Source organism: Gracilibacillus halophilus YIM-C55.5, assembly GCF_000359605.1.
Classification (GTDB): Bacteria; Bacillota; Bacilli; order Bacillales; family Amphibacillaceae; genus Gracilibacillus; species Gracilibacillus halophilus.
Map to the genome: position 1 here is coordinate 1 of NZ_APML01000056.1, position 25,358 is coordinate 25,358.

The 25,358-nt window shown below is 37.4% G+C and carries 27 protein-coding genes and 1 pseudogene; 16 read left to right on the forward strand and 12 right to left on the reverse strand.

What is annotated here, in order from left to right:
• Positions 1–178 precede the first annotated feature (178 nt).
• A complete protein-coding gene (asnB, locus tag J416_RS11505) occupies positions 179–2,014 on the forward strand; it encodes an asparagine synthase (glutamine-hydrolyzing) (RefSeq protein WP_003472113.1) in 1,836 nt (611 codons plus the stop codon).
• A 179-nt stretch (positions 2,015–2,193) separates the two neighbouring features.
• Here the strand turns inward: asnB and J416_RS11510 are convergent, their stop codons facing one another.
• Both J416_RS11510 and J416_RS11515 read right to left on the reverse strand, forming a co-directional pair.
• Entirely contained in the window at positions 2,194–3,021 is an 828-nt protein-coding gene (locus J416_RS11510; RefSeq protein ID WP_003472116.1) for a hypothetical protein, read from the reverse strand.
• Positions 3,014–3,526 (reverse strand): RNA polymerase sigma factor, encoded by a 513-nt coding sequence (locus J416_RS11515; protein ID WP_003472120.1) that lies wholly within the window; start codon positions 3,524–3,526, stop codon positions 3,014–3,016. Before J416_RS11515 ends, J416_RS11510 begins: the two co-directional genes overlap by 8 nt.
• A gap of 147 nt (positions 3,527–3,673) precedes the next feature.
• Between J416_RS11515 and J416_RS11520 the strand changes: the two genes are divergently transcribed.
• On the forward strand, positions 3,674–5,089 hold the full coding sequence (locus tag J416_RS11520) for an alpha-amylase family glycosyl hydrolase (RefSeq protein ID WP_003472122.1): 1,416 nt from the start codon (positions 3,674–3,676) through the stop codon (positions 5,087–5,089).
• Between the two features lie 83 nt (positions 5,090–5,172).
• Here J416_RS11520 and J416_RS11525 read toward each other — a convergent pair whose 3' ends face one another.
• Both J416_RS11525 and J416_RS11530 read right to left on the reverse strand, forming a co-directional pair.
• Positions 5,173–6,033 (reverse strand): SDR family oxidoreductase, encoded by an 861-nt coding sequence (locus J416_RS11525; protein ID WP_003472125.1) that lies wholly within the window; start codon positions 6,031–6,033, stop codon positions 5,173–5,175.
• A gap of 68 nt (positions 6,034–6,101) precedes the next feature.
• On the reverse strand, positions 6,102–6,965 hold the full coding sequence (locus J416_RS11530) for a DegV family protein (protein WP_003472131.1): 864 nt from the start codon (positions 6,963–6,965) through the stop codon (positions 6,102–6,104).
• Between the two features lie 252 nt (positions 6,966–7,217).
• Here J416_RS11530 and J416_RS11535 point away from each other — a divergent pair, with 252 nt between their 5' ends.
• Together J416_RS11535 and J416_RS15145 are read left to right on the forward strand one after the other, a co-directional pair.
• Complete coding sequence (locus tag J416_RS11535; RefSeq protein ID WP_003472132.1) at positions 7,218–8,063, forward strand: YitT family protein; 846 nt, start codon at positions 7,218–7,220, stop codon at positions 8,061–8,063.
• 46 nt (positions 8,064–8,109) lie between these two features.
• Entirely contained in the window at positions 8,110–8,637 is a 528-nt protein-coding gene (locus J416_RS15145; RefSeq protein WP_003472133.1) for a BsuPI-related putative proteinase inhibitor, read from the forward strand.
• A 31-nt stretch (positions 8,638–8,668) separates the two neighbouring features.
• Here J416_RS15145 and J416_RS11545 read toward each other — a convergent pair whose 3' ends face one another.
• From J416_RS11545 to J416_RS11560, 4 genes are all read right to left on the reverse strand, one after another.
• Complete coding sequence (locus J416_RS11545) at positions 8,669–8,932, reverse strand: NifU N-terminal domain-containing protein (RefSeq protein WP_003472134.1); 264 nt, start codon at positions 8,930–8,932, stop codon at positions 8,669–8,671.
• 139 nt (positions 8,933–9,071) lie between these two features.
• Entirely contained in the window at positions 9,072–9,638 is a 567-nt protein-coding gene (locus J416_RS11550) for a CBO0543 family protein (RefSeq protein ID WP_003472135.1), read from the reverse strand.
• A gap of 469 nt (positions 9,639–10,107) precedes the next feature.
• Entirely contained in the window at positions 10,108–10,299 is a 192-nt protein-coding gene (locus tag J416_RS11555; protein ID WP_003472148.1) for a DUF3813 family protein, read from the reverse strand.
• Between the two features lie 88 nt (positions 10,300–10,387).
• A complete protein-coding gene (locus tag J416_RS11560; protein ID WP_003472149.1) occupies positions 10,388–11,230 on the reverse strand; it encodes a Cof-type HAD-IIB family hydrolase in 843 nt (280 codons plus the stop codon).
• Positions 11,231–11,440: 210 nt separating this feature from the next.
• On the opposite strand from J416_RS11560, the gene J416_RS11565 reads away from it, so the two are divergent.
• Complete coding sequence (locus tag J416_RS11565; protein ID WP_003472151.1) at positions 11,441–12,205, forward strand: alpha/beta fold hydrolase; 765 nt, start codon at positions 11,441–11,443, stop codon at positions 12,203–12,205.
• Between the two features lie 90 nt (positions 12,206–12,295).
• Positions 12,296–12,607 (forward strand): metal-sulfur cluster assembly factor, encoded by a 312-nt coding sequence (locus tag J416_RS11570; RefSeq protein WP_003472153.1) that lies wholly within the window; start codon positions 12,296–12,298, stop codon positions 12,605–12,607.
• A gap of 57 nt (positions 12,608–12,664) precedes the next feature.
• Here J416_RS11570 and J416_RS11575 read toward each other — a convergent pair whose 3' ends face one another.
• Together J416_RS11575 and J416_RS15485 are read right to left on the reverse strand one after the other, a co-directional pair.
• A complete protein-coding gene (locus J416_RS11575; protein WP_040513496.1) occupies positions 12,665–13,492 on the reverse strand; it encodes an undecaprenyl-diphosphate phosphatase in 828 nt (275 codons plus the stop codon).
• A 97-nt stretch (positions 13,493–13,589) separates the two neighbouring features.
• Positions 13,590–13,766 (reverse strand): DUF2929 family protein, encoded by a 177-nt coding sequence (locus tag J416_RS15485; protein ID WP_003472159.1) that lies wholly within the window; start codon positions 13,764–13,766, stop codon positions 13,590–13,592.
• 373 nt (positions 13,767–14,139) lie between these two features.
• On the opposite strand from J416_RS15485, the pseudogene J416_RS15490 reads away from it, so the two are divergent.
• A pseudogene (locus J416_RS15490) lies at positions 14,140–15,020 on the forward strand (BMP family ABC transporter substrate-binding protein).
• Between the two features lie 56 nt (positions 15,021–15,076).
• On the opposite strand, the gene J416_RS11585 reads toward J416_RS15490, so the two are convergent.
• Positions 15,077–15,292 carry a hypothetical protein gene (locus J416_RS11585; protein ID WP_003472161.1) on the reverse strand — a complete coding sequence of 72 codons (216 nt, stop codon included), beginning with the start codon at positions 15,290–15,292 and terminating at the stop codon, positions 15,077–15,079.
• A gap of 148 nt (positions 15,293–15,440) precedes the next feature.
• Here J416_RS11585 and J416_RS11590 point away from each other — a divergent pair, with 148 nt between their 5' ends.
• The 4 genes from J416_RS11590 (at position 15,441) to J416_RS11605 (ending at position 18,879) form a co-directional block, all read left to right on the forward strand.
• Complete coding sequence (locus J416_RS11590) at positions 15,441–16,376, forward strand: beta-ketoacyl-ACP synthase III (RefSeq protein WP_003472163.1); 936 nt, start codon at positions 15,441–15,443, stop codon at positions 16,374–16,376.
• Between the two features lie 53 nt (positions 16,377–16,429).
• Entirely contained in the window at positions 16,430–17,668 is a 1,239-nt protein-coding gene (gene fabF, locus J416_RS11595; protein ID WP_003472165.1) for a beta-ketoacyl-ACP synthase II, read from the forward strand.
• A 161-nt stretch (positions 17,669–17,829) separates the two neighbouring features.
• Positions 17,830–18,042: a YuzI family membrane protein gene (locus J416_RS11600; protein WP_003472167.1), complete on the forward strand. Its 213-nt coding sequence runs from the start codon at positions 17,830–17,832 to the stop codon at positions 18,040–18,042.
• 78 nt (positions 18,043–18,120) lie between these two features.
• Positions 18,121–18,879, forward strand: coding sequence for a DUF3603 family protein (locus J416_RS11605; protein ID WP_003472169.1), 759 nt, complete (start codon positions 18,121–18,123; stop codon positions 18,877–18,879).
• A gap of 71 nt (positions 18,880–18,950) precedes the next feature.
• Here the strand turns inward: J416_RS11605 and trpS are convergent, their stop codons facing one another.
• Positions 18,951–19,946: a tryptophan--tRNA ligase gene (trpS, locus tag J416_RS11610; protein WP_003472180.1), complete on the reverse strand. Its 996-nt coding sequence runs from the start codon at positions 19,944–19,946 to the stop codon at positions 18,951–18,953.
• Positions 19,947–20,201: 255 nt separating this feature from the next.
• Between trpS and J416_RS11615 the strand changes: the two genes are divergently transcribed.
• The 5 genes from J416_RS11615 (at position 20,202) to J416_RS11635 (ending at position 25,352) form a co-directional block, all read left to right on the forward strand.
• Positions 20,202–21,425, forward strand: coding sequence for a putative glycoside hydrolase (locus J416_RS11615; protein WP_003472188.1), 1,224 nt, complete (start codon positions 20,202–20,204; stop codon positions 21,423–21,425).
• 133 nt (positions 21,426–21,558) lie between these two features.
• Positions 21,559–22,149, forward strand: coding sequence for a GNAT family N-acetyltransferase (locus J416_RS11620; protein ID WP_003472189.1), 591 nt, complete (start codon positions 21,559–21,561; stop codon positions 22,147–22,149).
• Positions 22,150–22,379: 230 nt separating this feature from the next.
• Positions 22,380–22,775, forward strand: coding sequence for a transcriptional regulator SpxA (gene spxA / locus J416_RS11625; protein ID WP_003472190.1), 396 nt, complete (start codon positions 22,380–22,382; stop codon positions 22,773–22,775).
• A 315-nt stretch (positions 22,776–23,090) separates the two neighbouring features.
• Positions 23,091–23,774 (forward strand): adaptor protein MecA, encoded by a 684-nt coding sequence (gene mecA / locus J416_RS11630; protein ID WP_003472191.1) that lies wholly within the window; start codon positions 23,091–23,093, stop codon positions 23,772–23,774.
• Between the two features lie 162 nt (positions 23,775–23,936).
• The gene (locus J416_RS11635; protein WP_003472193.1) at positions 23,937–25,352 is read left to right on the forward strand and encodes an MDR family MFS transporter; all 1,416 of its coding nucleotides are present in this window, start codon (positions 23,937–23,939) and stop codon (positions 25,350–25,352) included.
• Positions 25,353–25,358: the final 6 nt, after the last annotated feature.

Sequence of the window (25,358 nt, forward strand, 5' to 3'; positions counted from 1 at the left end):
ATGCGTCAAACAGAGAAAAGAGAAGCAGCTGTTAGCCTCGAAAAATAAAGAATGGCGCTTTTTCTGAAAACAAAATATTCACTCATCATCTGAATCCATTTCCTAAGTCATGTTTACCTTTCGTTCGCATACAATAGGGGAAGTGATGGCATTTGCGAGAAAGGTGTGACAAACATCCATGTGTGGAATAACAGGTTGGATTGATTTTACGAGAAACATCAGTCAAGAACGTGCGTCAATAGAGAAAATGACTGCTGCCATTAAGCATCGTGGACCAGATGAAGAAAATCATTGGTTGGATCGGCATATCGGTTTTGGTCATCAGCGTTTAATTGTCGTTGATCCAGACGGTGGAAAGCAACCCATGAAGCAGCAAGAATATGTCATGGTCTATAACGGTGAATTATATAACACCGAAGATGTACGCAAGGAATTAATGAAAGCTGGCTGGCAGTTTGATTCTCATTCGGATACAGAAGTACTGCTAAAAAGTTATATCGAATGGGGCGAAGCACATGTTGAAAAGTTAAACGGAATTTTTGCTTATGCTATTTGGGACCCAAAACGTGAACAACTTTTCTTAGCTCGGGATCGCTTAGGGGTCAAACCGCTTTTCTTTGCCCAACATCAAAAAGGGTTATTATTTGCTTCAGAATTAAAAGCTATATTAGCACATGATGAAATCAAACCGTCAGTATCTGAAGAAGGTCTTTCGGAGATTTTTGCTTTAGGTCCATCGCGAACACCTGGTCATGGAGTGTTTGATGGTCTTGAAGAATTGCGCGCTGCACATATCGGTATTTTCGACCGCAATGGATGGAAAACTGTACGTTATTGGAATGTGCAAAGTAAGCCCCACACAGAATCACTCGAAGAAACAGCACAAACGATCCGAACACTGCTCACAGATGCTGTTGAACGACAACTTGTTTCCGATGTGCCTCTTGGGACATTTTTATCAGGTGGTGTGGATTCAAGCGCGATTACTGCCATCGCTTCGAACCAATTACAAAAACAGAAACGAGTACCCCTTCAAACCTTTTCAATTGATTATGTAGACAATGATCAATACTTTCAAAAAAGCAGTTTTCAGCCAAATCAAGATCGACCGTTTATTCAAAAAATGGTGGAGACGCTTGATACGTCACATCATACATTTGAAATCGATCATGAGACGTTAGTTGATTTATTAAAAGATGCCGTCACTTATCGTGATTTACCTGGAATGGCTGATGTTGATGCGTCTTTATTATGGTTTTGTCAGCAAACCAAGCAACACGTGACCGTCGCATTATCAGGTGAATGTGCAGATGAAATTTTTGGTGGCTATCCGTGGTTTTACCGAGAGGATGACTTGAATCGTGAAGGTTTTCCTTGGATACGTTCATCTGAAGTTAGGCAACATTTATTGAACCAACGATTACAGGAGAAGTTGAACTTAAAAAAATATGCCCTTACTCGTTTTCATGAAACGACACAAGAAACGCCGTTATTAGAGAGTGAATCAGAAGAAGAAGCGAAACGTAGACAGATGTTTTATGTGAATATGCATTGGTTTATGGCGACGTTATTGGATCGAAAAGACCGTATGAGTATGGGAGCGGGATTTGAAGCAAGGGTGCCGTTCAGTGATCATCAATTAGTAGAATATATTTGGAACGTACCATGGGAAATGAAGACGGTAGGTGGTCGAGAAAAAGGAATTTTACGCAAAGCTCTTGAAGGAATTTTACCAGATGATATTTTGTACCGTAAGAAAAGTCCGTACCCGAAAACGCACCATCCTGCTTATACGAAAGCAGTAGTGAATTGGATGGAAGAAATTATTCAAGACCCCGATGCAAGGCTGTTTGATGTGTTGGATAGAAAATCAGTTCGTCAGCTTGTCGACGGAAAGGCAAGTAACATTCAAGCACCATGGTTTGGTCAATTAATGACTGGACCGCAGTTGATTGCCCATTTAGCCCAAATTGATTATTGGTTGCGAACATATGATGTGTCGATTAACGTGTAAGAGTAGACCGAAAGAAGTGACGCATAAACATGAATCTGTTTACGTATCTCATTCCTCTTATCTGCATTGTTGTGCTGTTTGTCATTTATTGTATTCGTATCAAACTTGTTCATAAATATAAAAAGAAAAGCTCCCGAATGAAATAGTTCGGGAGCTTTTCATTCATTTTATGAAGAACATCAGCTTCCCCATTGACCCTGAGCGAGTGCGACTACTTTCCATTCACCTATTTGATTTTGTTCAAATACGATATTTAAGCTATGCCAACCCATCTCGTGTTCGCCTTCTTTATAAAATTCAACGGCATGAGATTCGGGGAAATAAGATTGAATATTCTTTTTAATCGTCCCGCGTGATTCAAACTGGTCGAACGTGATTTCGTCCGCTGATTGATAATCGCTAGGGTACATATATTCTGAATGAAATTGTTTTGGTGTCATCTCAATGGCTCGTCCGCTACCATCCTCGGTCCCCCATTGATAAACCGTCGAATCCGTCATAAAAGTAGATATTTCATCTTGTGAAAATGTTTGATGACGATCTTTCAAATTTACAGATGGAGAGAAGAGAATCCCTTTTTCTGCATGAGCGTAACTGGCGAGTGATTGATAATCCTCGTTAGCTAATAAGGTAACAATTTGATTCGCTTGCTCACGTAATAGCGTTTCGGTATCTGTGTTTTCTTGAATCGTGAGCTTATCATTTTCACTTTGAGGATTGTTTTCAGGGTTGTCTGTGGCAGTGATTTCTCTATCTGTTTGTTTGTCTGCTTGTTGAAAAAATTCACTTCCAGTTAGTGCAATGAATGAAAAAATCATAATCACCGCAACACTTGCTACACCTATCGTAAATCGTTTCATACGGACCGTTTTTCTTTCTTTTTGGTCGAGGTGAGCGGCTGTTTCCATTAATTGTTGCTGTATTTCTTCTTTTTTCTCTCGTTTCATTTGATAGTTCGGTAGAGAACGAATCTCTTTATTCAGTTGTTGATCTTTTTCTTCATCCATGGTCAGCACCACCTTTCATTTTTCGCAATGACTTTAAGGCACGGGAGTAAGTTGTTCGCACCTTCTGATTTGACCAATCTAGGACTTCAGCTGTCTCGGCTACTGACAATTCTTGTATCCCATGAAGGATCACGACATCTCGATAATTTTTTCTTAATGATTGAATCAACTGGTAGAGTTCCTGATTACGCACTTCTTGATCGATGAACGTTTCTGGTGTTTCATGATCGCCAATATGAAATGCATCTTCCAAGGGCTTTGAATAGTGTAAGGCCCGTCGTTTCTTTTTACGGACGTCATCAATCGCTAAGTTCCTAGCAATACTAATGAGCCAAGTTTTTGGACTGGACTTTCCAGAGAAGCGATGTGCATGCTTCATCGCTTTAATAAAGACTTCTTGTACAAGGTCTTCCGTATCAGTTCTACCGGTAAAATACACTAAGAAGTTATAGATATCTTGATGGTACCATTGAAACCATTCGGAAACGATTGTTTGTCTAGACATATCTTGTTGCCTCCGATTTCATTTTTCATTATATAAGACGCATATGAATGGTGTTTGTGTCACTTATTTTCACAAAACTTTCGATTGACTTTCATTTTGCAGAATGGATAATAGAGAAGTGTAGACGTATAAAAAAAGGAGTTCCTTATGAAACAAAAAATTTGGTTATGTATATGGCTTATTTGGATGATTAGCTTTAGTTTTACTATAACGGTCATAGCTAATGAGAATCAAGCTAGTGACGAAATGTATTATATTTTAGTTGACCGTTTTACGAACGGGACATCGGTAAACGATCGTCAAGTCAATCTTGATGATCCAAATGCATTTCATGGAGGCGACTTAGCTGGTGTGAATCAACAATTGTCTCACGTACAACAATTAGGTATGGAAACGATCAATATAAGCCCAGTGATGGAAACGGATGTGTATCATGGATTTGCCGTCACTGATTTTCGAAGTGTTTCATCACATTTTGGTTCATTAGAGGATTTGCAACAACTTGTAGCTTCAGCTCACGATAAAAATATGAAAGTAATTCTTGATTTTCCACTTACACAAATGTCAGAAGATCATTCATGGGTCGAGAATCGTCCAGAATGGGTCATTCGAGCGGATGAAAATCCAGAGAGTCAAATGCCACGTCCCGATTTTCAAGAGTCAGAAGTCGTTGATTATTTTGTTGAGACGATTTCATTTTGGCTAGATGAAGCGAATGTCGATGGTTTTCATTTTTATGCTGATGCTCAAATCCCTGATCACGTAATGAACACATTCGTGGATACCGTTCATCAAAAAGGGGATCATACAGCGATCGTTGACGGGAGAGCAACAAATGAAGGCATGCAAATGAATCAATCATTGCAGCAACAAATGACGTCGGTTTTTAAACAAGCAGGAACATCTTTAGAACCGCTATTTGCATCAGAAAATTCTTCTAAACAAGAAGATGTGTTGTTTTTAGAAAGCTTGACGACCAACCGTTTTGCTTATGAAGCAGTACAAGCAGAACATAATCCGGTAACAAGGGTGAAATTGGCATTAACATACATGTATACAGTCCCTGGTCAACCGATGTTGTATCAAGGATTAGAGGTGCCAATGGACAATGGTAAACCAACACCTGATCATCGTATGGCACGGATCAATCAAACAGAGGAAGAAGTGGTTCAACGAATTGAAAAGCTATCTGAATTACGTAGTCAATATCCGGCACTTGTTGATGGAGAGCTTGAATATATTGAACAGGAAGGAGCAATGTCTGTTTATAAGCGACAATTGAATGACCAAGAAATTTACATCGCTATCAACAATGATGAAGTGACACAGATGGCTGAGCTTGAATCCATTAGTGGAGCAAAACAATTACGTGGTGTGTTATATGATGATATTGTTCGAGAACAAGAAGATGGAACGCATCAAATGATTCTAGAACGAGAAACGGCAAATATTTTTATTGTTGAAGAGGATACTGGATTGAACTGGCCATTCTTAAGTTTTCTTATCGTTGTATTTGGCGGTTTTATTACCTTTGTGATTGTAATGACAAAGAAAAACACCTAAGTTGTGATATACAAAAAAAGACCATTATCTGTTTTTACTCAGATAATGTTCTTTTTTATCTTTTGTCTCACGTTTACAGTGTTTTAGATGATTTCGCCACCGTTAATATGAATCGTTTGTCCAGTGATAAAACTTGCTTCATCGCTAGCGAGATAAACATAAGCAGGAGCAACTTCATAAGGTTGTCCAGGCCTTTGCATTTCACTATCTGACCCAAACGTAGCGACCGCATTTTCATCAAAAGAAGCCGGAATAAGCGGCGTCCAAATCGGCCCTGGTGCGACACTATTTACTCGAATGCCTTTTGAAGCAAGTGAAGTGGATAAAGACTTCGTAAAAGTTGTGATCGCCCCTTTCGTACTTGAATAATCGATTAAATTTTGACTTCCTTTGAATGCGGTAATGGATGAAGTATTTATAATCGAACTGCCTTGGGATAAATGAGGAAGAGCTGCTCGTGTAAGGTAAAAATAAGAAAAGATATTGACGCGAAAGGTGTTTTCTAATTGTTCATCCGTTATATTGACAAAGTCTTGTTGAGGGAATTGTACGGCCGCATTATTGACAATGATATCAATCTTCCCATGTTCTTGTAGCGTTTTGTCCACAATATCGCCACAAAATGCACTTTGTGAGATATCACCACGAAATAAACTACAATGAACGCCCTCTTCTTCCACCCATTGTTTGGTTTCATTGGCATCTTGATCTTCGTTGTAATAGACAATCACAACGTCTGCGCCTTCTTTAGCAAAATGAATGCTAACTGAACGACCGATCCCACTATCTCCTCCTGTTATAATGGCCACTTTCCCTTTTAATCGATGGTTTCCCATATACGTTTTATTTACTGGAGCGGGAAGTGGATTCATTTTATATTCAAATCCCGGCTGATGGTTTTGATGTTGTTTCGGTAGAATTTCTCGTTTTTGTGTTGATGACACGATGTTTCCTCCTCGTTTCTTCCAACATTTTATTCATACCTTTTCCAGCCGGGGTGTAAATATTCAATTTACGTAAGTGGGGATTCATTCAAGAAAAAGAGAGCAATGGTACCAGGGCCTGCATGCGAACCAATCGAAGATCCGACCATATTTATTTTGATATCGTTGACCTCCCATTTTTCACGAATCATATCTGCTAATAATTGGGCTGTGTCCTCAGCATCACCATGACTAATCGCAATCGTTTGGTTACTCAAGTCTTGCCCTCTCTCTTCCATGATCTCAATCATTCGTTTATAGACTTTTTTTGAGCCACGGATTTTCTCTAAAGGTATTAATTTTCCGTCTTCTACATGTAATAACGGTTTTACTTTTAATAAAGTACCAACAAACGCTGCTGTTTTACTTACCCGACCACCGCGATATAAGTATTCCAAATCATCTACGGTAAAAATATGTTCCATATGCTCATAATGATGCTGAGCTGTTGTTAAAATTTCATCGATCGATGCGCCTTGTTTGGCTTGTTTGGCTGCATGATAGACGACGAGTCCATAGCCTAAAGATGCACATTTCGTATCGATGACATGTAATTTAAAATCAGGATAGCTTTCCTTCACTTCTGATTCCATCAATTTGGCTGCTTGATAAGTTCCTGATAGTTCGGATGAAAAAGCAAGATAAATAGCTGGTTGTTTCGCTTTTGCGTATCTTTCGAATGTTTCTTTAAATTGTTGTGGGCTCACTTGTGCTGTTTTTGGTGCCTTTCCTTCTCGCATGACGTCATAGATGGTTTTAGCCGAAATCGTTTTTCCGTCTTCATATTCGTTTTGATCCAGTTGCACAGTTAACGGAAGCATTTCAATATCTAACGATTCATAATCTTCATTTGTTAAGTCACATGCGGAATCGGCGATAATTTGCACATTCATTTTGATGATCTCCTTCCAATCATATATTCATCTGTGTATGCAAGTCGTAATTTTGCTTACTATAAGTGTACGTGTAGGTGAGCATTTCGTCAAAATGGATCTCGTTTATTTTTAAAGTTTTTGATTAGTTAATGATTGAAAAGGGAATGAAAAATAGGTAGAATGGCATATCGTTGGCACGTCATGTTTTCACCACTCACGTAATAAGAATCAAGTTTGTCTTACTTGATTTGATGATAAGGGGGAATCTCTATGTTTATGATGGAAGCAAAACGAGTGATTATTGTGATCATTGGTGCTTTATTAAGTGCGATTGCGCTTAATTTCTTTTTCATTAGTGCGAATGTTTACGCGAGCGGATTTACGGGGGCAGCTCAAATCCTCACAACGGTTTTTAACGATTATTTAGGCATTGAACGAGTCAGTACCGGTATCATCTTATTTATCATTAATATTCCCGTGGCTATATTAGGTTGGTTTAAAGTGGGCAAAGGTTTTACGATTTATAGCTTCTTATCTGTATTTTTTGTGTCCGCATTTCTAGAAATCATTCCGGTGATTCAATTATCGAGCGACATCATTTTAAATGCTGTATTTGGTGGCGTGATTGCAGGTAGTGGAATTGGTTTAACGCTGAAATGGGGGGCTTCAACAGGCGGTTCGGATATTATTGCGATGGTAATGTCCCGCTTAAAAGACAAACCCATTGGTGGCTACTTAATGATAATCAATGGTGCGATCATTGTTGTAGCTGGTATGTTAAATGAACCCGAAAATGCGCTATATACATTATTAGGGTTATATGTGACAACACGAGTGATCGATACGATACATACACGACATGAGAAAGTCACAGCTATGATTGTTACGAAAAAAGCGGATGAGTTACAAAAAGCCATTCATAATACAGTTGTTCGAGGCATTACGATTTTACCGGTAAAAGGTGCTTATACGAAAGAAGATAAGCATATGCTTTATATTGTGATTACACGATACGAATTATATGATTTGGAGCAACTGATTCATGAAGTGGATGAAAATGCTTTTATGAACGTGATACAAACAGCAGGCGTTTATGGATTTTTCCGGAGAGATTGAAACTTTTTCTCGTTTTGGACGTCTAGTCTCAAAAGGAGGAATGATGATGAATGCATACAAATGGCTCGTAGGTTTCTTTCTATTTTTTGGATTAGCCGCGTGTGGTACAAGTCCGATGAATGAGGATCCTTCAAATGGAGACAATCAATCGTCTTCAGAGCAAAAGAATACAAAAGACAATACAGATGCCGTTCAATCTGTATTAGATGAAGTGACATATTCCGTTACAACAGAGCAAACGAATAACGGAATCATTTTTGAGATGGAATTAACGAATAAGCTTGACGAAGACGTGCAATTCTCGTTTTCATCAGGGAAGCAATATGAAATTATTGCTCGTTTAAACGGAGAAAAAGTGTATCAATATTCGGAAGGTAAAATGTTTACCGAAGCATTGGTGACAGAAACATTATCGAGCGGCGAATCATTACATTGGAATGAAAAATGGGCCTATCAAAATGAAAATATAGAATCAGGAACCTATCAAGTAGAAGTTAGCCTACTTCCTTCACAAGTCAATCAACAAGTGATTCAAGGTACACCATTGACAAAAACAATAGAGATCGAAATATAAAAAAGAAGGAGAAATAGTATTCTCCTTCTTTTTAATAACCATACTCTTCAATTAAAGCTTCGACTTTTTCAATTAAACCGTCCCATTCAGCGTCCATTTTTTTATTCACAGTAATAAAGTGTTGAAAGCCGAATACGTTATCTACACCATCGAGTTTCATTAATTCATTTAAAATTTCATACTCACTTGTTTGTCCTGGCATGACAGAAACACTGCCATCTCCTTGAAAGATCATTTTGTCGCTTGTAAATTTCATCGCATTTGGATTTGGTGTTTCTTCTACGTGAATACTCATTTTCGTATCCTCCTAAATAAAACATACTTTAACAATATTTTATCAAAAGATAATGGAAGACGAAAGCATTTCAATTATGTATAGATAGTAATGTGTAATGTTCATGATTCTTTATTTACATAGTTTTTTGTGTGTCTTATCATCCTCTTCTATGTTGTAACCATACAAAGAGGTTAGTAATCAGTTTTGATAAAAGAAAAAATGCTACATAAAATAAGAATAAGTGGAAGTAATTGACTCCTTTAAACATATGAAACAGATGTCCACTAACCATGATTGGCTTTAATACAAAAGCAAATAGAGCTGATAATAGAATTGAATAGAGATAAATATTTTTTTTATACTTTATTGACCATTGATATAATAGCATAAAACAAATGGGAATAAATGAAGCGTCGAGTGCAAAACTTTCTATATACGGCATGGGCTGATAGGGGTACTCCCAAAAACCTAAACTGACTCCCACTTCGTTTGTATACGCAAACCATACGTGATAATTAAATCCATAGAAACCAAGTAGTAACATTTTATCCTTGTCTATGGCAATAAATAAAATAATTAGAGGTATGATTAACATGAAAATGACAGCCCAAAATTGCCATGAACTAAAGTCTGATGTTAATTTCCAATACTCTACTTGTAACTGTGATAATTCCTCTAACATTGATCGAATTTGAATTGAAAGGTTGGATTCTTTTTCCGTCATTAAGTCCACATCCTTAACAATTGTTTCATATGTGTATCTTAACCTAATATTGGTTTATTTACTCCTACTATATGTTAGACCAAAAAAAGAGCCTGGAACAAAACCTAATAAAGAAGAATATTGAGTATCCTCATTTTTATAAGGGTTGTTTTGTAATCTTTGTTGTTAATGGATGAGCAGTCCGTATAGACTTCGCTTTTCGCAGGCTCGCGCCAAGTCTCCTCGCTCAATATACGTTTGTTTGTCGGAAAGTGATTGAAAACTACAGTTTTAAATGGATAGAGAAGTACAACCAAATATGAATTAGGGTTTGCATTCAAGCGATGGACTTGAGAAAGTATACTGCCATGAATGCAAATCCAACCATAGATGTAGATAAAAATGGTTCCAATCATCAAAAATCGATGATTGGAACCATTTTTAAATTAATTTTGGCTAGTTATGTCTTACCCTCTTTACTTGTGAATGATTAATTCGTTTCATCTTGTTGCTTTAATTGTTGCTCCAATTGACGTAATTCTTCTTGCTCTTCAGCAGTAGCATTCGTGTAAGCCGATTGGATCGCATTTTGCGCCGCTTGCTTATCTGCTTGGCTGAAGCTATTGCGATTGACTAGACGATTGACAGCATTTCTAGCTTGTTGAAACATTTGGTTTTGCATTAGACAGTCCTCCTGTTAAGAAGCTTGAACATGGTGGTGACATGTTCGGCTATAGTTTATAACGAGACAGGTAGGATTATTCAAATGCTTAACTGGTGATTGTTGGCGTGTTTTCTATCTGTAAGTAGTCTGCTAAAAAGCGTCCTATTCCATCAGCTTGATTGGAATTTGTTTCATAATTAGCCACTTGCTTCAACTCTGGAATGGCATTTTCCATCGCTACGCCAACGCCAGCATAATCGATCATTTCTAAATCATTGTCTTCATCACCAAATGCGATGATTCGATCAGATGGGATATGGAAATAATGCGCGATTTTGTGTAAACCGACTGATTTATTAATCCCTTTTCGAACGATTTCAATCACATCCCACGGAACACCCCACTTACGATGTTCAATGATGGATGCATGTTGATCATCTAAATACTGACGAAGTGTCTCTACTTGATGGTTATTTGGATGAATTAATAATGATGTCGGATCATTTGTAAGCTCATTTTTTAAGCTGCCTATGGTGATCAGTTCTTTATTATTAGGTTCAACGAATACGTCAATAATCTCCTGGTCATAACGATCCAAGAAGATCTGATCTTGTACTTCAGCAAAGATATTACCAACTTCTAAATCATAACACGTTTGAATAATTTGTTGGGCATTGCGTAAAGGAAGTGGGCTGTGTAATATATCCCATTTATGGTCTGTGGGATGGTGTATATATGCGCCATTAAAATTAACCATAGGTGTTTGTAAGCCTAATTCTTCATAATAAAGTGTACTGGACCGATGCGGACGTCCCGTTGCAATGACAACAATGTGTCCTTCTTCGATCGCTAAACGAATGATTTTCTTTGTATAATCACTAATGGTTTTGTCATCAGTTAGTAAGGTTCCGTCAAGATCTAAAGCGATTAAGTGTTTGTTGATTGCCATTTTTTCACCTCACCTATATTGTAGTTATAGTCTAAAGATGATTCCTTTCTTTGTAAAGCAAATGTTTGTTAAGTTTATATTATGAAAATGTAAAACCGATGATTGATGATAGTCAAATGGATGTGTCATTTCCTTTTCTTTGCATCCATCGTTTGATCACGGTATGATAAACATAAATGAACGAATGTATGAGAAAGGATTAATTTACCTATGATTACCATTGAAAAAGAGTACTGGAACGGTGTGCCGTTGTTACATATAGCAGAAGACGATAAGAGACAAGAACCGATGCCAACACTTGTGTATATGCACGGATTTACGAGCGCGAAAGAACATAATTTGCCACTTGCTTATTTACTTTCTGAAAGAGGATATCGCGTGATTTTGCCCGATTCCTTGTTACACGGTGAAAGAGAAAAAGACATTTCTGATGATGAAAGACAATTGCAATTTTTCGATATCGTCAAACAAAATTTAGATGACATCGAAATGATTTATCAAGAATTAGTGGCTCACCAATTATTAGATCATGATCGATTGGGGTTAGCTGGTACTAGTATGGGTGGTATTACGACAGCAAGTGCATTGACACAGTTTTCGTGGGTTAAGGTAGCAGCTGTTATGATGGGCTCGCCAAAAATTCATGCCTATGCCAAGCAATTGATTGACCATATTCAAAATCAATCGACTGGAATAGAACTGCCAGAAGCTCAAATCAATGCTTTATTAGAAGATCTGAAAGAAATTGATTTATCTCTGCAAATGGAGAAGTTGTTTGACAGACCATTATTCTTTTGGCACGGGCAAAATGATCGAGTCGTACCGTTTGATCATAGCTATCGTTTTTATGAGGAGGCGATTGAGTATTATAAGAACCCAGAAAATATCAGGTTCTTAAAAGAAATGGATGCTGGGCATAAAGTGAGCCGATTTGCTATCATCGAATTAGTGAATTGGTTGGAGTTACAATTATAATACTTAACTTTCGATTGATTTTTGTTTATAATGAAAGAAATGAATATAGATTCTTATGTAAGAATGTATATGAGCGAAGGAGGCTGAATCATGGATCAAGCATTAGAAGAAAATCTGATGGGGGCACTAGAGAATGTCATTGACCCAGAGTTGGGTATAGATATTGTCAACCTAGGTTTAGTGTATGGTGTGGATTTGGATGATGACGGGATTGCTCACGTCACGATGACATTAACAGCAATGGGGTGCCCATTAGCAGGACATATCGAAGAAGACGTAAAACGTGTGATGGAAGATATTCCAGAAGTAAATGATACGAATGTGAATATTGTGTGGAGCCCACCATGGTCCAAAGATCGTATGTCACGTTATGCCAAAATTGCATTAGGAATTCCAGATTAAAAAAGAACCGGAAATTCCGGTTCTTTTTTCATGCCATTTTAGCTCGACGAGTGTTTTCTACATACTCCCACGTAATAAAAACAGTGCAAGCGTGCCGACAATAAAGCAATAAAAAGCAAAATATTTAAGGTTGCCGCGTTTCATGACATTGATAAACCAACGTAGAGAATAATAAGTCGCGACAATAGCAGCTATGAAGGCAATGGTGTAAGGAATCCATAAGGTGTTAAAGTCATCACTGCTAACAACATCTCCAATGGATAATACGCCAGTACCTAAGCTAATCGGTATAAACAATAAGAAGGAGAAACGAAGCGCTGTATCCTGTTTCATCCCAACGAGCATCGCAGCAACAATAGTGGCACCTGACCGACTGATTCCTGGAATAAGAGCAACAGCTTGTGCAAAACCTACAATGATAGCATCTTTAATAGTTAAGCTACCTTCATTTTTTACCCCACGTAAGTTACGAATCACCCATAAGGCAATACCGGTAACGATCAATGTGAGACCAACAACATAAGCTTTGCCGAAATAATGTTCGATTTGGTCTTTAAATAGTAAACCGATGACTCCTGCTGGAACCGTGGCCACGATTAAGTACACGATAAACATGAAGTCGTCCACGTATTCTTTGTTACGACTGATCATATAATTGATCCCGTTTTTCGTTAAACGAATCAAATCTTTATGGTAAACGGTCAGTACAGCAAGTAAAGAACCGAAATTTACGAGGACTTCGAATGACAAATCATCTGCTATTTTTGTCCCAAATAAATCTTGAACGATAACTAAGTGCCCGCTTGATGATATGGGGATCGGCTCAGTAAAACCTTGCAATAATCCTAAGAATAAATATTTCAATAGCAATACAATTTCTTGTATGACGTCCATTTCCATCCCTCTCCCTATAAATTACCAATCAATAACAAAATCGAACCCTTGCCATCAATTATGACAAGGGTTGATGATTACTATCACTTTATTCGTGTCCTTCGTCTAATATACCATCGCCTAGAATAATGATAGCGATACTAAATACTGCTGCTAACGCGAAAACCCCCGATATATTGAATGTTTCACCGGCCATACTTGATAAGACGTATGCTACTAAAAAACTGATCAGAACCGACCAAAAAATGGTAACTAAGTACTTCATCAATTTCACCTCTTTACTGTATCGTAATATATGTAATGTTCTAATGGCTTGATTATATTCATATATAGTTTACCAAAAAAGTGCTCTGAAATAAATAAAAAATCTGAATTTCAAGATGCAAGGTTATCATACTAATGATGTAAAGAAACTTTAGAATTGTCATGAATTTGTTAACCAATCTTTATTTACGTTCTGCATGGAAACAGGTAGAATAGTGCTAAAGAGGTCGAATAAGGAATCCCACTATCTGATTCAAGGAGTGCGGCTATTGAAGATGCGGACTGTATGGTTATTAGGTTGGATGTTTATATGTGTATCTACTTTATTAGGTTGTCAAAGCCAGCAAGAAACCTCAGACATTGATAAGGTTGGCATGTTATTCGAACAATCAATCGAAGAAAAGACATGGGGAGCCAAAGGATACCATGGATTACAAAGTATAAAAGAAGAATTTGATGCTGAAGTATATTTCCAAGAAAATGTACAGACACAACAGCAGGTCAATCAAGTTGTGCGTAATTATGTGAATCGGGGAGTCGGAGTTATCATCGGGCACAGCAGCAATTACGGAAAATATTTTCAAACGATTCAATCGAATTATCCCAATGTTCATTTTATTTATGTAAATGGTGGATATACCGCTGAGAATGTAACGAGTTACATTTTAATTCAATGGCGATGGGCTTTTTTGCAGGAATGATCGCAGGTGAAATGACGGACACCAATCATGTAGGAATGATCGCCGCCTTTGAATGGCAACCTGAAGTAGAAGGTTTTTACGAAGGTGTGACGTATCAAAATCAAAACGCAGATGTGAGCATTCAGTATGTAAACAGTTGGAATGAAAAAGGATTAGCGATGGAGTACTACGAAAAAATGAAGAAAGCAGATGTTGATATCTTCTATCCAGCAGGTGATGCATATAGTGTTCCAATTATTGAAGCCGCGAAAAATGATGGGTTATCTTCGATTGGGTATGTTAATGATCAAGCATCTGTAGGGGGAAACTCTGTATTAACGAGTACTGTTCAACATGTCGATAAACTATATCGATTTGCTATCGAGCAATTACAAAACGGACAACTAGCTGGTGACGTGTATACGTACGGTTTTGACGAAGAAGTGATTTCAATGGGGCAGTACAGCGATCGTGTGCCACACCCGTTACAAGAAGAGGTGAAACGAGCAGTCAGTAATTATAAAGAATCAGGCTTGTTACCCAATCAAATTGAAGATCATACTGGACAACCATAGCCGAAAGCTCTACATGAGAGATTCGGCTTCATTATGATCTAAAGCCATTGATTGATCTATTTTTTTGAAATGATATGGCGAATTTTATTGGTGAATGGCGATATTTTTTGATAGGTATCAGCAATGACTTGTGCCGTTTCGATAAAATTAAACGAGTTTGAAGAGGTTTCTTCTTCATTGTTATTCTCTTCTTCCTCTTCCTTTTCTTCAGTTTTTCTGTTACCAAACATCAGCTGATCAAATGGATGCGTTTTATTTTCCTTCTCACTCATTCTATCCACCTCCATGATTTACCCTATGAAAAAGCTTATGAATTGTATAGGACAGTCATCTACTTGAAATGAATTACTTTTTGTTTTAGAATTAGTACCAAGTCTTAATAATTGATAATAAAAATTTGCTTCGAGAGGAAGTGTAGTGATGAAAGCTGGAATTCTTGGAACAGGACACTATGTTCCAGAAAAGGTGTTAACGAATAAAGATATGGAGCAAATCGTTGAAACGAGTGACGAGTGGATTCGTACACGTACGGGGATAGAAGAAAGAAGAATTGCATCAGATACAGAGGACACTTCTGATATGGCGCTTGCTGCGGCAAAACGTGCATTAAGTGAAGCTAATGTAAAAGGTGAAGACATTGATCTTATCTTAGTTGCAACGGTAACGCCAGACCAACCATTTCCGACCGTTTCTTGTAAATTGCAGAATGCCTTAGGTGCCAAGCATGCAGCTGCCATGGACTTAAGTGCTGCTTGTGCAGGGTTTATGTATGGTGTCATTACTGCGAAACAGTTTATTGAAACCGAAGCTTATCGAAATGTATTAATTATTGGTGCAGAAAAACTTTCGAAAATTACGGACTGGGAAGATCGTAACACTTGTGTTCTATTCGGTGATGGCGCTGGTGCTGCGGTTATGGGACCAGTTAGTGAAGATAAAGGTGTTCTTTCATTTGAATTAGGTTCAGATGGTAGCGGTGGTGAACATTTAGCACAAAACGGTGACTACATTCACATGAATGGCCGTGAAGTCTTTAAATTTGCTGTACGTCAAATGCCGGAATCATCAGTACATGTCGCAGAAAAGGCTGGTTATGCTAAAGAAGATGTTGATTATTTAATTCCACACCAAGCAAATATTCGCATTATGGAAGCTGCTAGACAGAGATTAGGCATTAATGAAGACCGTATGGCGGTTAATGTCAGTCGATACGGAAATACTTCAGCTGCTTCTATACCAATTGCTTTATCTGAAGGGGTCAAAAACGGTAAAATAAAGGATAACGATCTAGTAGTCTTAGTTGGTTTTGGTGGCGGACTCACTTGGGGAGCAGTCGCACTCAAATGGGGGCAATAACCTCCGAACGCAAACGATCATAAGAAGATGAAAGAAAGAGGGAGGAACATACAATGGACAAACAAAGAGTTGTAGTCACAGGATTAGGTGGAGTGACACCACTTGGAAACCAAGTTGACCAATTTTGGAATGCGCTCAAAAGCGGCCAGTCTGGTATTGATGTTGTAACGAAAGTAGATAAGGATGAATTTCCTGCAAAAGTGGCGGCTGAAGTGAAGGATTGGGATCCAACCGAATATATGGATAAAAAAGAATCGAAGCGAATGGATTTGTTTACGCAATATGCCGTAGGTGCTGCTAAAATGGCAGTGGAAGACGCTGAATTAGAAATCACTGATGAGATTGCCAACCGTGTAGGTGTTTGGATCGGATCAGGTATTGGCGGTATGGCCACATATGACGATCAATTTCGTAAATATGTAGATAAAGGCTATCGTCGCGTCAGCCCATTCTTCGTACCGATGTTGATTGCTGATATGGCTTCTGGTCAAGTATCGATTCAACTAGGAGCAAAAGGTATTAATAATTGCTCCGTTACGGCTTGTGCTTCAGGTGCGAATTCGATTGGTGATGCATTTAAGGTGATCGAACGTGGAGATGCGGACTACATGATCGCAGGTGGCGCTGAGGCACCGCTTACGCCAATGGCATTTGCTGGTTTCTCAACAGCGAAGGCATTATCTTTTAATGACGATCCAAATACAGCAAGTCGCCCATTTGACAAAGATCGTGATGGTTTTATTATGGGAGAAGGTGCCGGTATTCTGATTTTAGAATCTCTTGAATCCGCACAAAAACGTGGCGCACACATCTACGCAGAAATTGCAGGGTATGGAGCCTCTGGTGATGCTTATCATATTACTTCACCCGCACCAGAAGGAGAAGGTGCAAGCAGATCCATGCAACAAGCAATTGATGATGCTGATATTCAATCTGATCGAGTTGATTATATTAATGCACATGGTACGAGTACCGAGTATAATGACTTAACTGAAACACAAGCCATTAAAACAGTATTTGGTGATCATGCCTATGAATTAGATGTTTCTTCAACAAAATCGATGACTGGCCATCTTTTAGGTGCAGCTGGAGCCATAGAGGCTATTGCTTGTGTGAAATCAATTGAAGAAAATATCGTCGCGCCAACGATTAACTATGAAACACCGGATTCGAATTGTGATTTGAATTATGTGCCAAATGAAGCGAAAGAACGAGAAGTAAACGTCGCTTTAAGTAACTCTTTAGGATTCGGCGGTCATAATGTATCACTTATCTTTAAAAAATATGAATAAATGGTTCCAAACCCTATTCTGTATCATCGGAATAGGGTTTTCTTTACCTTTTAGGAATGCAAGGAAAGAATAGGTGAGTCAAAAAGGCAAGCCAACATCATAAGTGCCCATGCTTGGACATATAATATGAAATAAATTTGGATGGACAAGCAGGTGAAACCATGTTACACGCACTTCTTTTTCTAGTAGGTTTCGGACTATCGATATCTGGTGGCGTTTCAATCATTTTGTATTTGAATTTTATTCCGGCGGGTTTAAGTTTTCTTGATTACTTAATCATCATGCAAACAAAAATCGAATGTTACTTCTTTCTTTTTGGGATTCTACTCATGGGGCTAGCATTGCAGCGATTAAAAGTTTTCTCTGTTAAATAATAACAACGTAAGAATAATTTATCCTGTTTTGGTCATACTGATTGGTAAAGGAAATTTGCTAAAGTGAGGGTTCGTCACATGTTATATTTGCATGATGTTTGGGTCAATTGGTTTGAAGGTGAAGAAAATGGGTATAATGTGTGCTCCTTTCATGAATGGAGGAAAGCAGACGGCATTGAAATCCTAGATCAAATCCCAGTCCTTTACATCGAAGAAGAAGTCTATACGTATATTGAAAATGACCTGCAAGATTTACCGAAATCGTTGTTAGAAATCATTTATCAAAAGGCGTATATTCGTAAAAATCAAGAAAGAAAACCGTTGGAGTATGCGGTGATTATTACGGATGGAGAGTCTATAATGGCTTTTGATACGATGGGGTATGAGATTCCTATTCGGAAAAGTCGTTTAATTCCACGACAGGAACGATTAGTGTTAGATTTGATTAAAGGAAGACAACCTGAATCATTCCATATTTCAAACCGCGAACCAAAAGAATATCATATCTTATCATTACCTCCGCAAGCAATGACTGGCCTGACAAGACGTGAACGACAATTGAAACAACTGCTCATGATCGCCATTGATCAACTTGAAGCAACCAATCGATTAGAAGAATTGCGTTACTGGTTAACAGAATGGAAACCAGAACGTTATCATGAAATTAAACAGATGGATTTTAATGAGGCATGGACAACACTTTATAACGATCTCTTGAACGGATGGAGTACAAGACATGAGAATTTTTGTCGTCAGATTATTAAAGGACAAACGTATTATGAAAACATATGGGAACGTGAACAACAAGGTGATGTCTCTCAAACATTAAGGCCATAAAACGATTGAAGATGGAAAAAAGCTGCTGAATCCGTTTGGCGAACAGACTCAGCAGCTTTTTCTAATCGTATTTATTTTTTCTTTTTTACTCGGCCGAGGCCCATTGCTTTTTTTGCTTTGCGCAACATTTTAGTAGCAACAAAGTTAGCTTTGTCAGCACCTTCGTCTAACAAATCGTCTAATTCATGTGATTCGATCAAGGCATCATACCGTTCTTTAATTGGATGTAATGTAGCTATGACAGCATTCGCAACATCTTGCTTAAATTCGCCGTATCCTTTTCCTTCGTATTTCGTTACTAACTGGTTAATGCTTTCACCAGTACAACTTGCATAGATGGTTAATAAGTTGCTAATCCCTGGCTTGTTTTCTCTGTCAAAAGTGACAACGCCATCTGAATCTGTGACCGCACTTTTGATTTTCTTTTCAATTTGTTTGTCTGTATCGAGCATGAAAATGGTTGCTTTTTGATTCTCATCAGATTTACTCATTTTCTTGGTTGGTTCTTGTAATGACATAATGCGTGCACCGACTTTAGGTATGCTGATTTCTGGTATGGTAAATATATCATTAAATTTCTGATTAAATCGGTGAGCTAAATCTCTTGTCAGTTCTAAATGCTGTTTCTGATCTTCGCCGACTGGTACCATTTCGGTATTATATAATAAGATATCAGAAGCCATAAGTGGTGGATATGTCAGTAAACCAGCAGATACAGCTTCTTTTCCATCAGATTTATCTTTAAATTGTGTCATTCGTTCAAGTTCACCGATATAACTAACCGTCTGTAACATCCAGCCTAATTGTGTATGTGCAGGTACTTCGGATTGAATAAATAATACGGATTTTTCTGGGTCAATTCCAGATGCTATGTATAAGGCAGCTAAAGACTTAATATTTTTTCTTAATGCTAAACGATCTTGTGGCACAGTAATCGCATGTTCATCCACAATACAGAAATAGCATTGATTGTCTGCTTGCAAATCGACAAAATGTTTCATGGCTCCTAAATAATTGCCTAATGTTAATGTCCCGCTCGGTTGGATACCGGAAAAAATCGTTTTCATTTCGTTCACCTCATCTATTTCTACTATGACCTATTCTTTTTAACATTTTATCATAACTTGACGATATTTTCTTCTATCGACTTATTATTGTAAATGCTTGTTCAAGTTTCATCAATGCTCAGCTTATTGTACAAAATGGAAGATTAATGCATACACCTTACATAATTTGTTAAAGAAAATGTTAAAAATATTGCCGACAATTGTTACATTTTCTTATATAATAGAATTAGATACAAATGATTTGGAGTTGGTAATGTGAGACAAAGCAGACAATGGATCAAAATAGCAGCAGTTTTCCTTCTCTTGACAATGATATGGCTACCGAAGAGTATACATGCTGATGAGGAATCAAGCACGAAAAAGACGATCGCTTTTCATGAACATAGAGAGGTTGTACCTCAAAAACTTGAAATTCCTTCAACAATCCCGCGATTCACATATCAAACAGGTTATCAATTTGAATATCCAGAAGCGGTACGAGGTATTTATGTCACCGGACCGACAGTAAGCGTGGATCGTTTTGACAACTTATTGAAGTACGTAGACGATACGGAGTTGAATAGTATGGTGATTGATATTAAAGAAGACCACGGAAACCTGACGCTAAAAGTCGATGAAGATTCACCATATAAAGATATTGCACAAGGATACATTCAAGATCCAGAGAAATTGCTCTCCACATTGGAGGAAAAAGGGATTTATCCGATTGCAAGAATCGTTGTATTTAAAGATTCCGTGTTAGCTCATAAGCGACCAGATTTGTCATTTACGAAAAACGGCGAAGTATGGACGAATGGAAAGGGAGAAGCTTTTGTGAGTCCATTTCAAAAAGAAGTGTGGGAATATAATCTTAAGATAGCCAAAATGGCGGCAAAATTAGGATTTAAAGATATTCAGTTTGATTATGTTCGCTTTCCAGAAGGGTTTGAAAAAAGGGATACAGAGTTAAACTACGATCAAGGTGATTATAAGGATGTAGAGATGAATAGTGTGAAAAAGCGTGTAGAAGCTGTTACTGACTTTGTTCATTATGCGAAAAATGAGATGTCCAACTTTGATGTCGACGTATCTGTTGATATTTTTGGTTATTCAGCAACAATTGAAGAAGCACCAGGCATTGGACAGAATTTTTCTCGAATTTCTAAAAATGTTGATGTCATATCATCAATGATCTATCCAAGTCACTGGACCCCATACTTCGGTATTGATAAGCCAGATACTGAACCGTATAAGCTTGTAAGTGAATATGCAAAAGTAGAGAATAAAGTGTTATCTCAACTTGATGAGCCACCTGTCTCAAGGCCTTGGATTCAAGATTTTGAAGCACCGTGGTTATACAGTGGTTCAGCATTCGAATACGGTGTGGAAGAAGTAGAAGCGCAAATCAAGGCATTAAACGAGCATGGAATTGAAGAATTTTTAATTTGGAATCCCGTTAATGATTATACAGAAGGTGTCGACTACACACCATTAGATTAGATAAAGCTTTAGTAATAGGAAGTGGCTAATAAACTTTTATACTTTCTTGGAAAAAGTCATGATTATCTTTTTTAAGTTAGGGTATAATGGATGTAGAGGCAACGTTTTTCAATGAACAAGGGGGAAAACAATATTGGATTGGTATGAAAAGTTGCAGCAGTACTTTCCAGTGGAAGAAATGAAATCGAAAGAGCATCTTGATCTTTTGTTAAAGGAAAAGGGAGATGTCTATCATAAAGATGAAGGCAAATATCATGTGCTGATGTATGCAGAATTTCAGTCATTTATTTTCATTGACTATGTCTATGTATCCAAACAATCACGTGGTCAGGGGATTGGGCATCAACTGTTGGATCAATTGAAGCAAAAAGAAAAGCCGATTATATTAGAGGTTGAACCATTAGATTATCATGATTCTGATTCAAAAAAGCGTCTGAAATTTTATCAAAAAGAAGGTTTTCGCCATGCAGAGTCGATCGGCTATACACGGAAGTCTTTAGCGACGGATGAAGCAAATACGTTAGAAATTCTCTTTTGGTCACCTAAGGGTGAAAATGAAGAGGAAATTTATCAGCAAATGAAGCAAATGTATGAGGATATTCACACATATAAGGATAAGGAGATATACGGAAAATCATATCAACCCGTTGATGAAGTTTTATCATATGATGAAGACCGAGATGTGGATAATATATTTCATCGGTTAGATCAAAAGAAAACATAGGATTGAAATTGATTATCAAAAAAATGAAAATTTATGTTTATGATGGTTTATGAGTGGGAAAAGATAAACGTAATAAATTATGTAAAAAGTGAATAAAATCACATTATACTCTATCATTCAGTCATTAAATATAGTATACTTAGTACATAGTTAGTAAATTAGAGTTATTTTAAAGTAATAAAAGGTGAAAGTAATTTCCATCTTTAATATAATATGAGGAGTGAAGTTACATGGTAACACTTTATACCTCGCCAAGTTGTACATCATGCCGTAAAGCAAAAGCTTGGTTGGCAGAACATAACATTGAATTTACGGAACGAAATATCTTCTCAGAACCATTGACGTTAGATGAAATTAAAGAAGTTTTACGAATGACTGAAGATGGAACGGATGAAATCATTTCAACGAGATCCAAAGTGTTTCAAAAATTAAATGTCAATTTGGATCAATTGCCACTCAAGGATCTATTTCAATTGATTCAAGACAATCCAGGTTTATTGAGACGTCCGATCATATTAGATGAGAAAAGATTACAAGTAGGTTATAATGAAGATGAAATTCGTCGTTTCTTACCAAGAACTGTACGAACATTTCAATTAAAAGAAGCTCAACGTTTAGTGAATTAATAAAAAAAGCAGATCTTACTATTAAAGATCTGCTTTTTCTGCTTATGTTGCCTATGGATGTTGAGATAATATAAAATAAGAAATTTATCTAGTGACAAATCGATTGGAATAAGCTACAATTTATAAATAATACCTTAGAATAAAAAGAAATTTATTTTTCTAAAGTTTTTTGTTTTCAAATAACCTGTCATTGTCATACAATATATATATCACACGATCATTATTGTATATGCAGGTATTTATTTATAAGGGTTTGTTGAGTATAAGGTGATCCCTTCCAACCCAATTCTTTTATAAAGAAGGGAGAGTTAATGTATGGAGATTGAGCGGATTAATGAAAATACCATTAAATTTTACATCTCTTACATGGATATTGAAGATCGTGGTTTTGACCGAGAAGAAATTTGGTACAATCGCGAGAGAAGTGAGCAATTATTTTGGCAAGTGATGGACGAAGTGAATTACAATGACGAAGATTTTCAAATAGATGGTCCATTATGGATTCAAGTGCAAGCCTTAGAAAAAGGTCTAGAAATTGTTGTTACGAAAGCACAAATTTCAAATGATGGACAAAATTTACAATTGCCGACAGAATCAGGTCAAACGATAGATATGCCTGTTGATGACAAGATTGAGTCTTTATTGGAGGAAAAGTTTGGCTCTGTCGAAAAACAGGACGAAACCATCCACCAAAACTTAGGTCAAGATTTTGTAGTCGTCGTAAACTTTAAAGAACTTGAAGATGTGATTCAGTTAAGTCACGTATTCGAACCGGTTGAGGGTATGCATGACGAATTATATTATTATGACGGTCAATACATGTTAGTCACAAGCTATAATGAAGATGAACTAACCGATGATGAACAAGAAGATTTAATTAGTCAAATTTTAGAATATGGTAATGAATCGTCAGTTACTATGTTCATCGTTCAGGAATACGGAAAGACGATTTTTGAACAAGATGCATTAGAACAGACAAGAGAATATTTCGCTCGATAACTAGGCAATCTCTATGATTGTCTAGTTCATTTTTTGGTTGCAGTGTTATAGTTAAGATAAACTATATAGGTTACATTTTTGTACAAGCTAAATATTTCGTAAATCAAAATAGTTATGTTATCATAATAAACGCTGAATTTAGAAATAGAAAGAAGGAGTAATATGTCTACAAGCGAGATAGATCAAGATCAGCCACCCATTAATCGGACGACGTTAATGATTGTGCTGATTTCAGGTGCTTTTGTTGCAATATTAAATCAAACTTTACTGGGCACAGCTTTACCGCATATCATGCGTAGCTTAGATATTTCGCCTGCGACCGCACAATGGTTACAATCTGTGTTTATGCTGGTTAATGGGATTATGATTCCTATTACCGCTTTTTTAATTGAACGGTTTACAACGAGAGCGTTGTTTTTAACTGCTATGGGTAGCTTTGCAGTAGGGACGTTAGTTTGTGCTATTGCGCCGAACTTCAGTATTTTGATGACAGGAAGAATATTGCAAGCTGCCGGTGCTGGCATTATGCTACCACTCATGCAAACGATCATGTTTTTAATTTTTCCAATTAATAAAAGGGGTTCAGCGATGGGGATGTTCGGTCTCGTTATCGCCTTTGCTCCAGCCATTGGTCCGACGTTATCTGGTTGGCTTGTGGAACAATTCCACTGGAAAAGTTTATTTTATGTGGTTTTACCTATCGCTATTATCGATATCATTGTAGCTTACAAAATTTTAGTCAATGTTACCAAGCGAACGTTTCCGCGTGTCGATTTAGTGTCAATCATTCTGTCAACGGTTGGCTTTGGTGGATTGTTGTACGGCTTTAGTTCAGCGGGTAGTGAGAATGTAGGTTGGTTAAACCCAATTGTATACATCCCGTTAATCATCGGTGGTATTACACTCGTATTTTTCATCACTCGCCAATTGCGTTTGGAACAACCGATTTTGGAATTCCGTATTTTTAAAAATTGGATGTTCTCCTTAGCAACCGTTATTGGTATGATCGCCTTTTTAGCCATGATTGGCGGTGCGATTATTTTACCGATTATGATGCAAGAATATTTAGGCTTTACCGCATTAAAATCAGGATTAATGTTATTACCTGGAGCGGCGATTATGGGATTAATGAACCCGATTACTGGACGATTATTTGATCGGTTTGGCGGTAGGTGGCTTGCTGTGATTGGATTGTTCTTGTTAACGACAACAACATTTATGTTAGCTATGTTAACACCAGAAACAACATTCTTGTACTTGACAATCGTCAATGCTGTACGGATGTTTGGTGTAGCAATGGTTATGATGCCAGTCACAACAGCAGGATTAAACCAACTACCTGATCATTTGATGCCACATGGTACCGCCATGAATAATACGATGAGACAAATGTCTGGTGCCATCGGTACAGCGTTACTTGTATCTGTTATGGCAAACCAAGCGATCCCAAGTGAAGGCATGCAAGGGATGATTCATGGTGTCAATGTTTCCTTTATCGTAGCAGGTGTCATTTCTTTTGTTGGATTTATTTTAGCGTTTTTCATTAAACATTCGATTCCAGAACAATCAGAAGAATAAGCAGGA

Bases quoted from the DNA above. Each gene is read 5' to 3' on its own strand.
- asnB (WP_003472113.1), top strand. From the start codon at position 179: ATGTGTGGAATAACAGGTTGGATTGATTTTACGAGAAACATCAGTCAA.
- J416_RS11510 (WP_003472116.1), bottom strand. From the start codon at position 3,021: ATGGATGAAGAAAAAGATCAACAACTGAATAAAGAGATTCGTTCTCTA.
- J416_RS11515 (WP_003472120.1), bottom strand. From the start codon at position 3,526: ATGTCTAGACAAACAATCGTTTCCGAATGGTTTCAATGGTACCATCAA.
- J416_RS11520 (WP_003472122.1), top strand. From the start codon at position 3,674: ATGAAACAAAAAATTTGGTTATGTATATGGCTTATTTGGATGATTAGC.
- J416_RS11530 (WP_003472131.1), bottom strand. From the start codon at position 6,965: ATGAATGTGCAAATTATCGCCGATTCCGCATGTGACTTAACAAATGAA.
- J416_RS11535 (WP_003472132.1), top strand. From the start codon at position 7,218: ATGTTTATGATGGAAGCAAAACGAGTGATTATTGTGATCATTGGTGCT.
- J416_RS15145 (WP_003472133.1), top strand. From the start codon at position 8,110: ATGAATGCATACAAATGGCTCGTAGGTTTCTTTCTATTTTTTGGATTA.
- J416_RS11545 (WP_003472134.1), bottom strand. From the start codon at position 8,932: ATGAGTATTCACGTAGAAGAAACACCAAATCCAAATGCGATGAAATTT.
- J416_RS11550 (WP_003472135.1), bottom strand. From the start codon at position 9,638: ATGACGGAAAAAGAATCCAACCTTTCAATTCAAATTCGATCAATGTTA.
- J416_RS11555 (WP_003472148.1), bottom strand. From the start codon at position 10,299: ATGCAAAACCAAATGTTTCAACAAGCTAGAAATGCTGTCAATCGTCTA.
- J416_RS11560 (WP_003472149.1), bottom strand. From the start codon at position 11,230: ATGGCAATCAACAAACACTTAATCGCTTTAGATCTTGACGGAACCTTA.
- J416_RS11565 (WP_003472151.1), top strand. From the start codon at position 11,441: ATGATTACCATTGAAAAAGAGTACTGGAACGGTGTGCCGTTGTTACAT.
- J416_RS11570 (WP_003472153.1), top strand. From the start codon at position 12,296: ATGGATCAAGCATTAGAAGAAAATCTGATGGGGGCACTAGAGAATGTC.
- J416_RS15485 (WP_003472159.1), bottom strand. From the start codon at position 13,766: ATGAAGTACTTAGTTACCATTTTTTGGTCGGTTCTGATCAGTTTTTTA.
- J416_RS11585 (WP_003472161.1), bottom strand. From the start codon at position 15,292: ATGAGTGAGAAGGAAAATAAAACGCATCCATTTGATCAGCTGATGTTT.
- J416_RS11590 (WP_003472163.1), top strand. From the start codon at position 15,441: ATGAAAGCTGGAATTCTTGGAACAGGACACTATGTTCCAGAAAAGGTG.
- fabF (WP_003472165.1), top strand. From the start codon at position 16,430: ATGGACAAACAAAGAGTTGTAGTCACAGGATTAGGTGGAGTGACACCA.
- J416_RS11600 (WP_003472167.1), top strand. From the start codon at position 17,830: ATGTTACACGCACTTCTTTTTCTAGTAGGTTTCGGACTATCGATATCT.
- J416_RS11605 (WP_003472169.1), top strand. From the start codon at position 18,121: ATGTTATATTTGCATGATGTTTGGGTCAATTGGTTTGAAGGTGAAGAA.
- trpS (WP_003472180.1), bottom strand. From the start codon at position 19,946: ATGAAAACGATTTTTTCCGGTATCCAACCGAGCGGGACATTAACATTA.
- spxA (WP_003472190.1), top strand. From the start codon at position 22,380: ATGGTAACACTTTATACCTCGCCAAGTTGTACATCATGCCGTAAAGCA.
- mecA (WP_003472191.1), top strand. From the start codon at position 23,091: ATGGAGATTGAGCGGATTAATGAAAATACCATTAAATTTTACATCTCT.
- J416_RS11635 (WP_003472193.1), top strand. From the start codon at position 23,937: ATGTCTACAAGCGAGATAGATCAAGATCAGCCACCCATTAATCGGACG.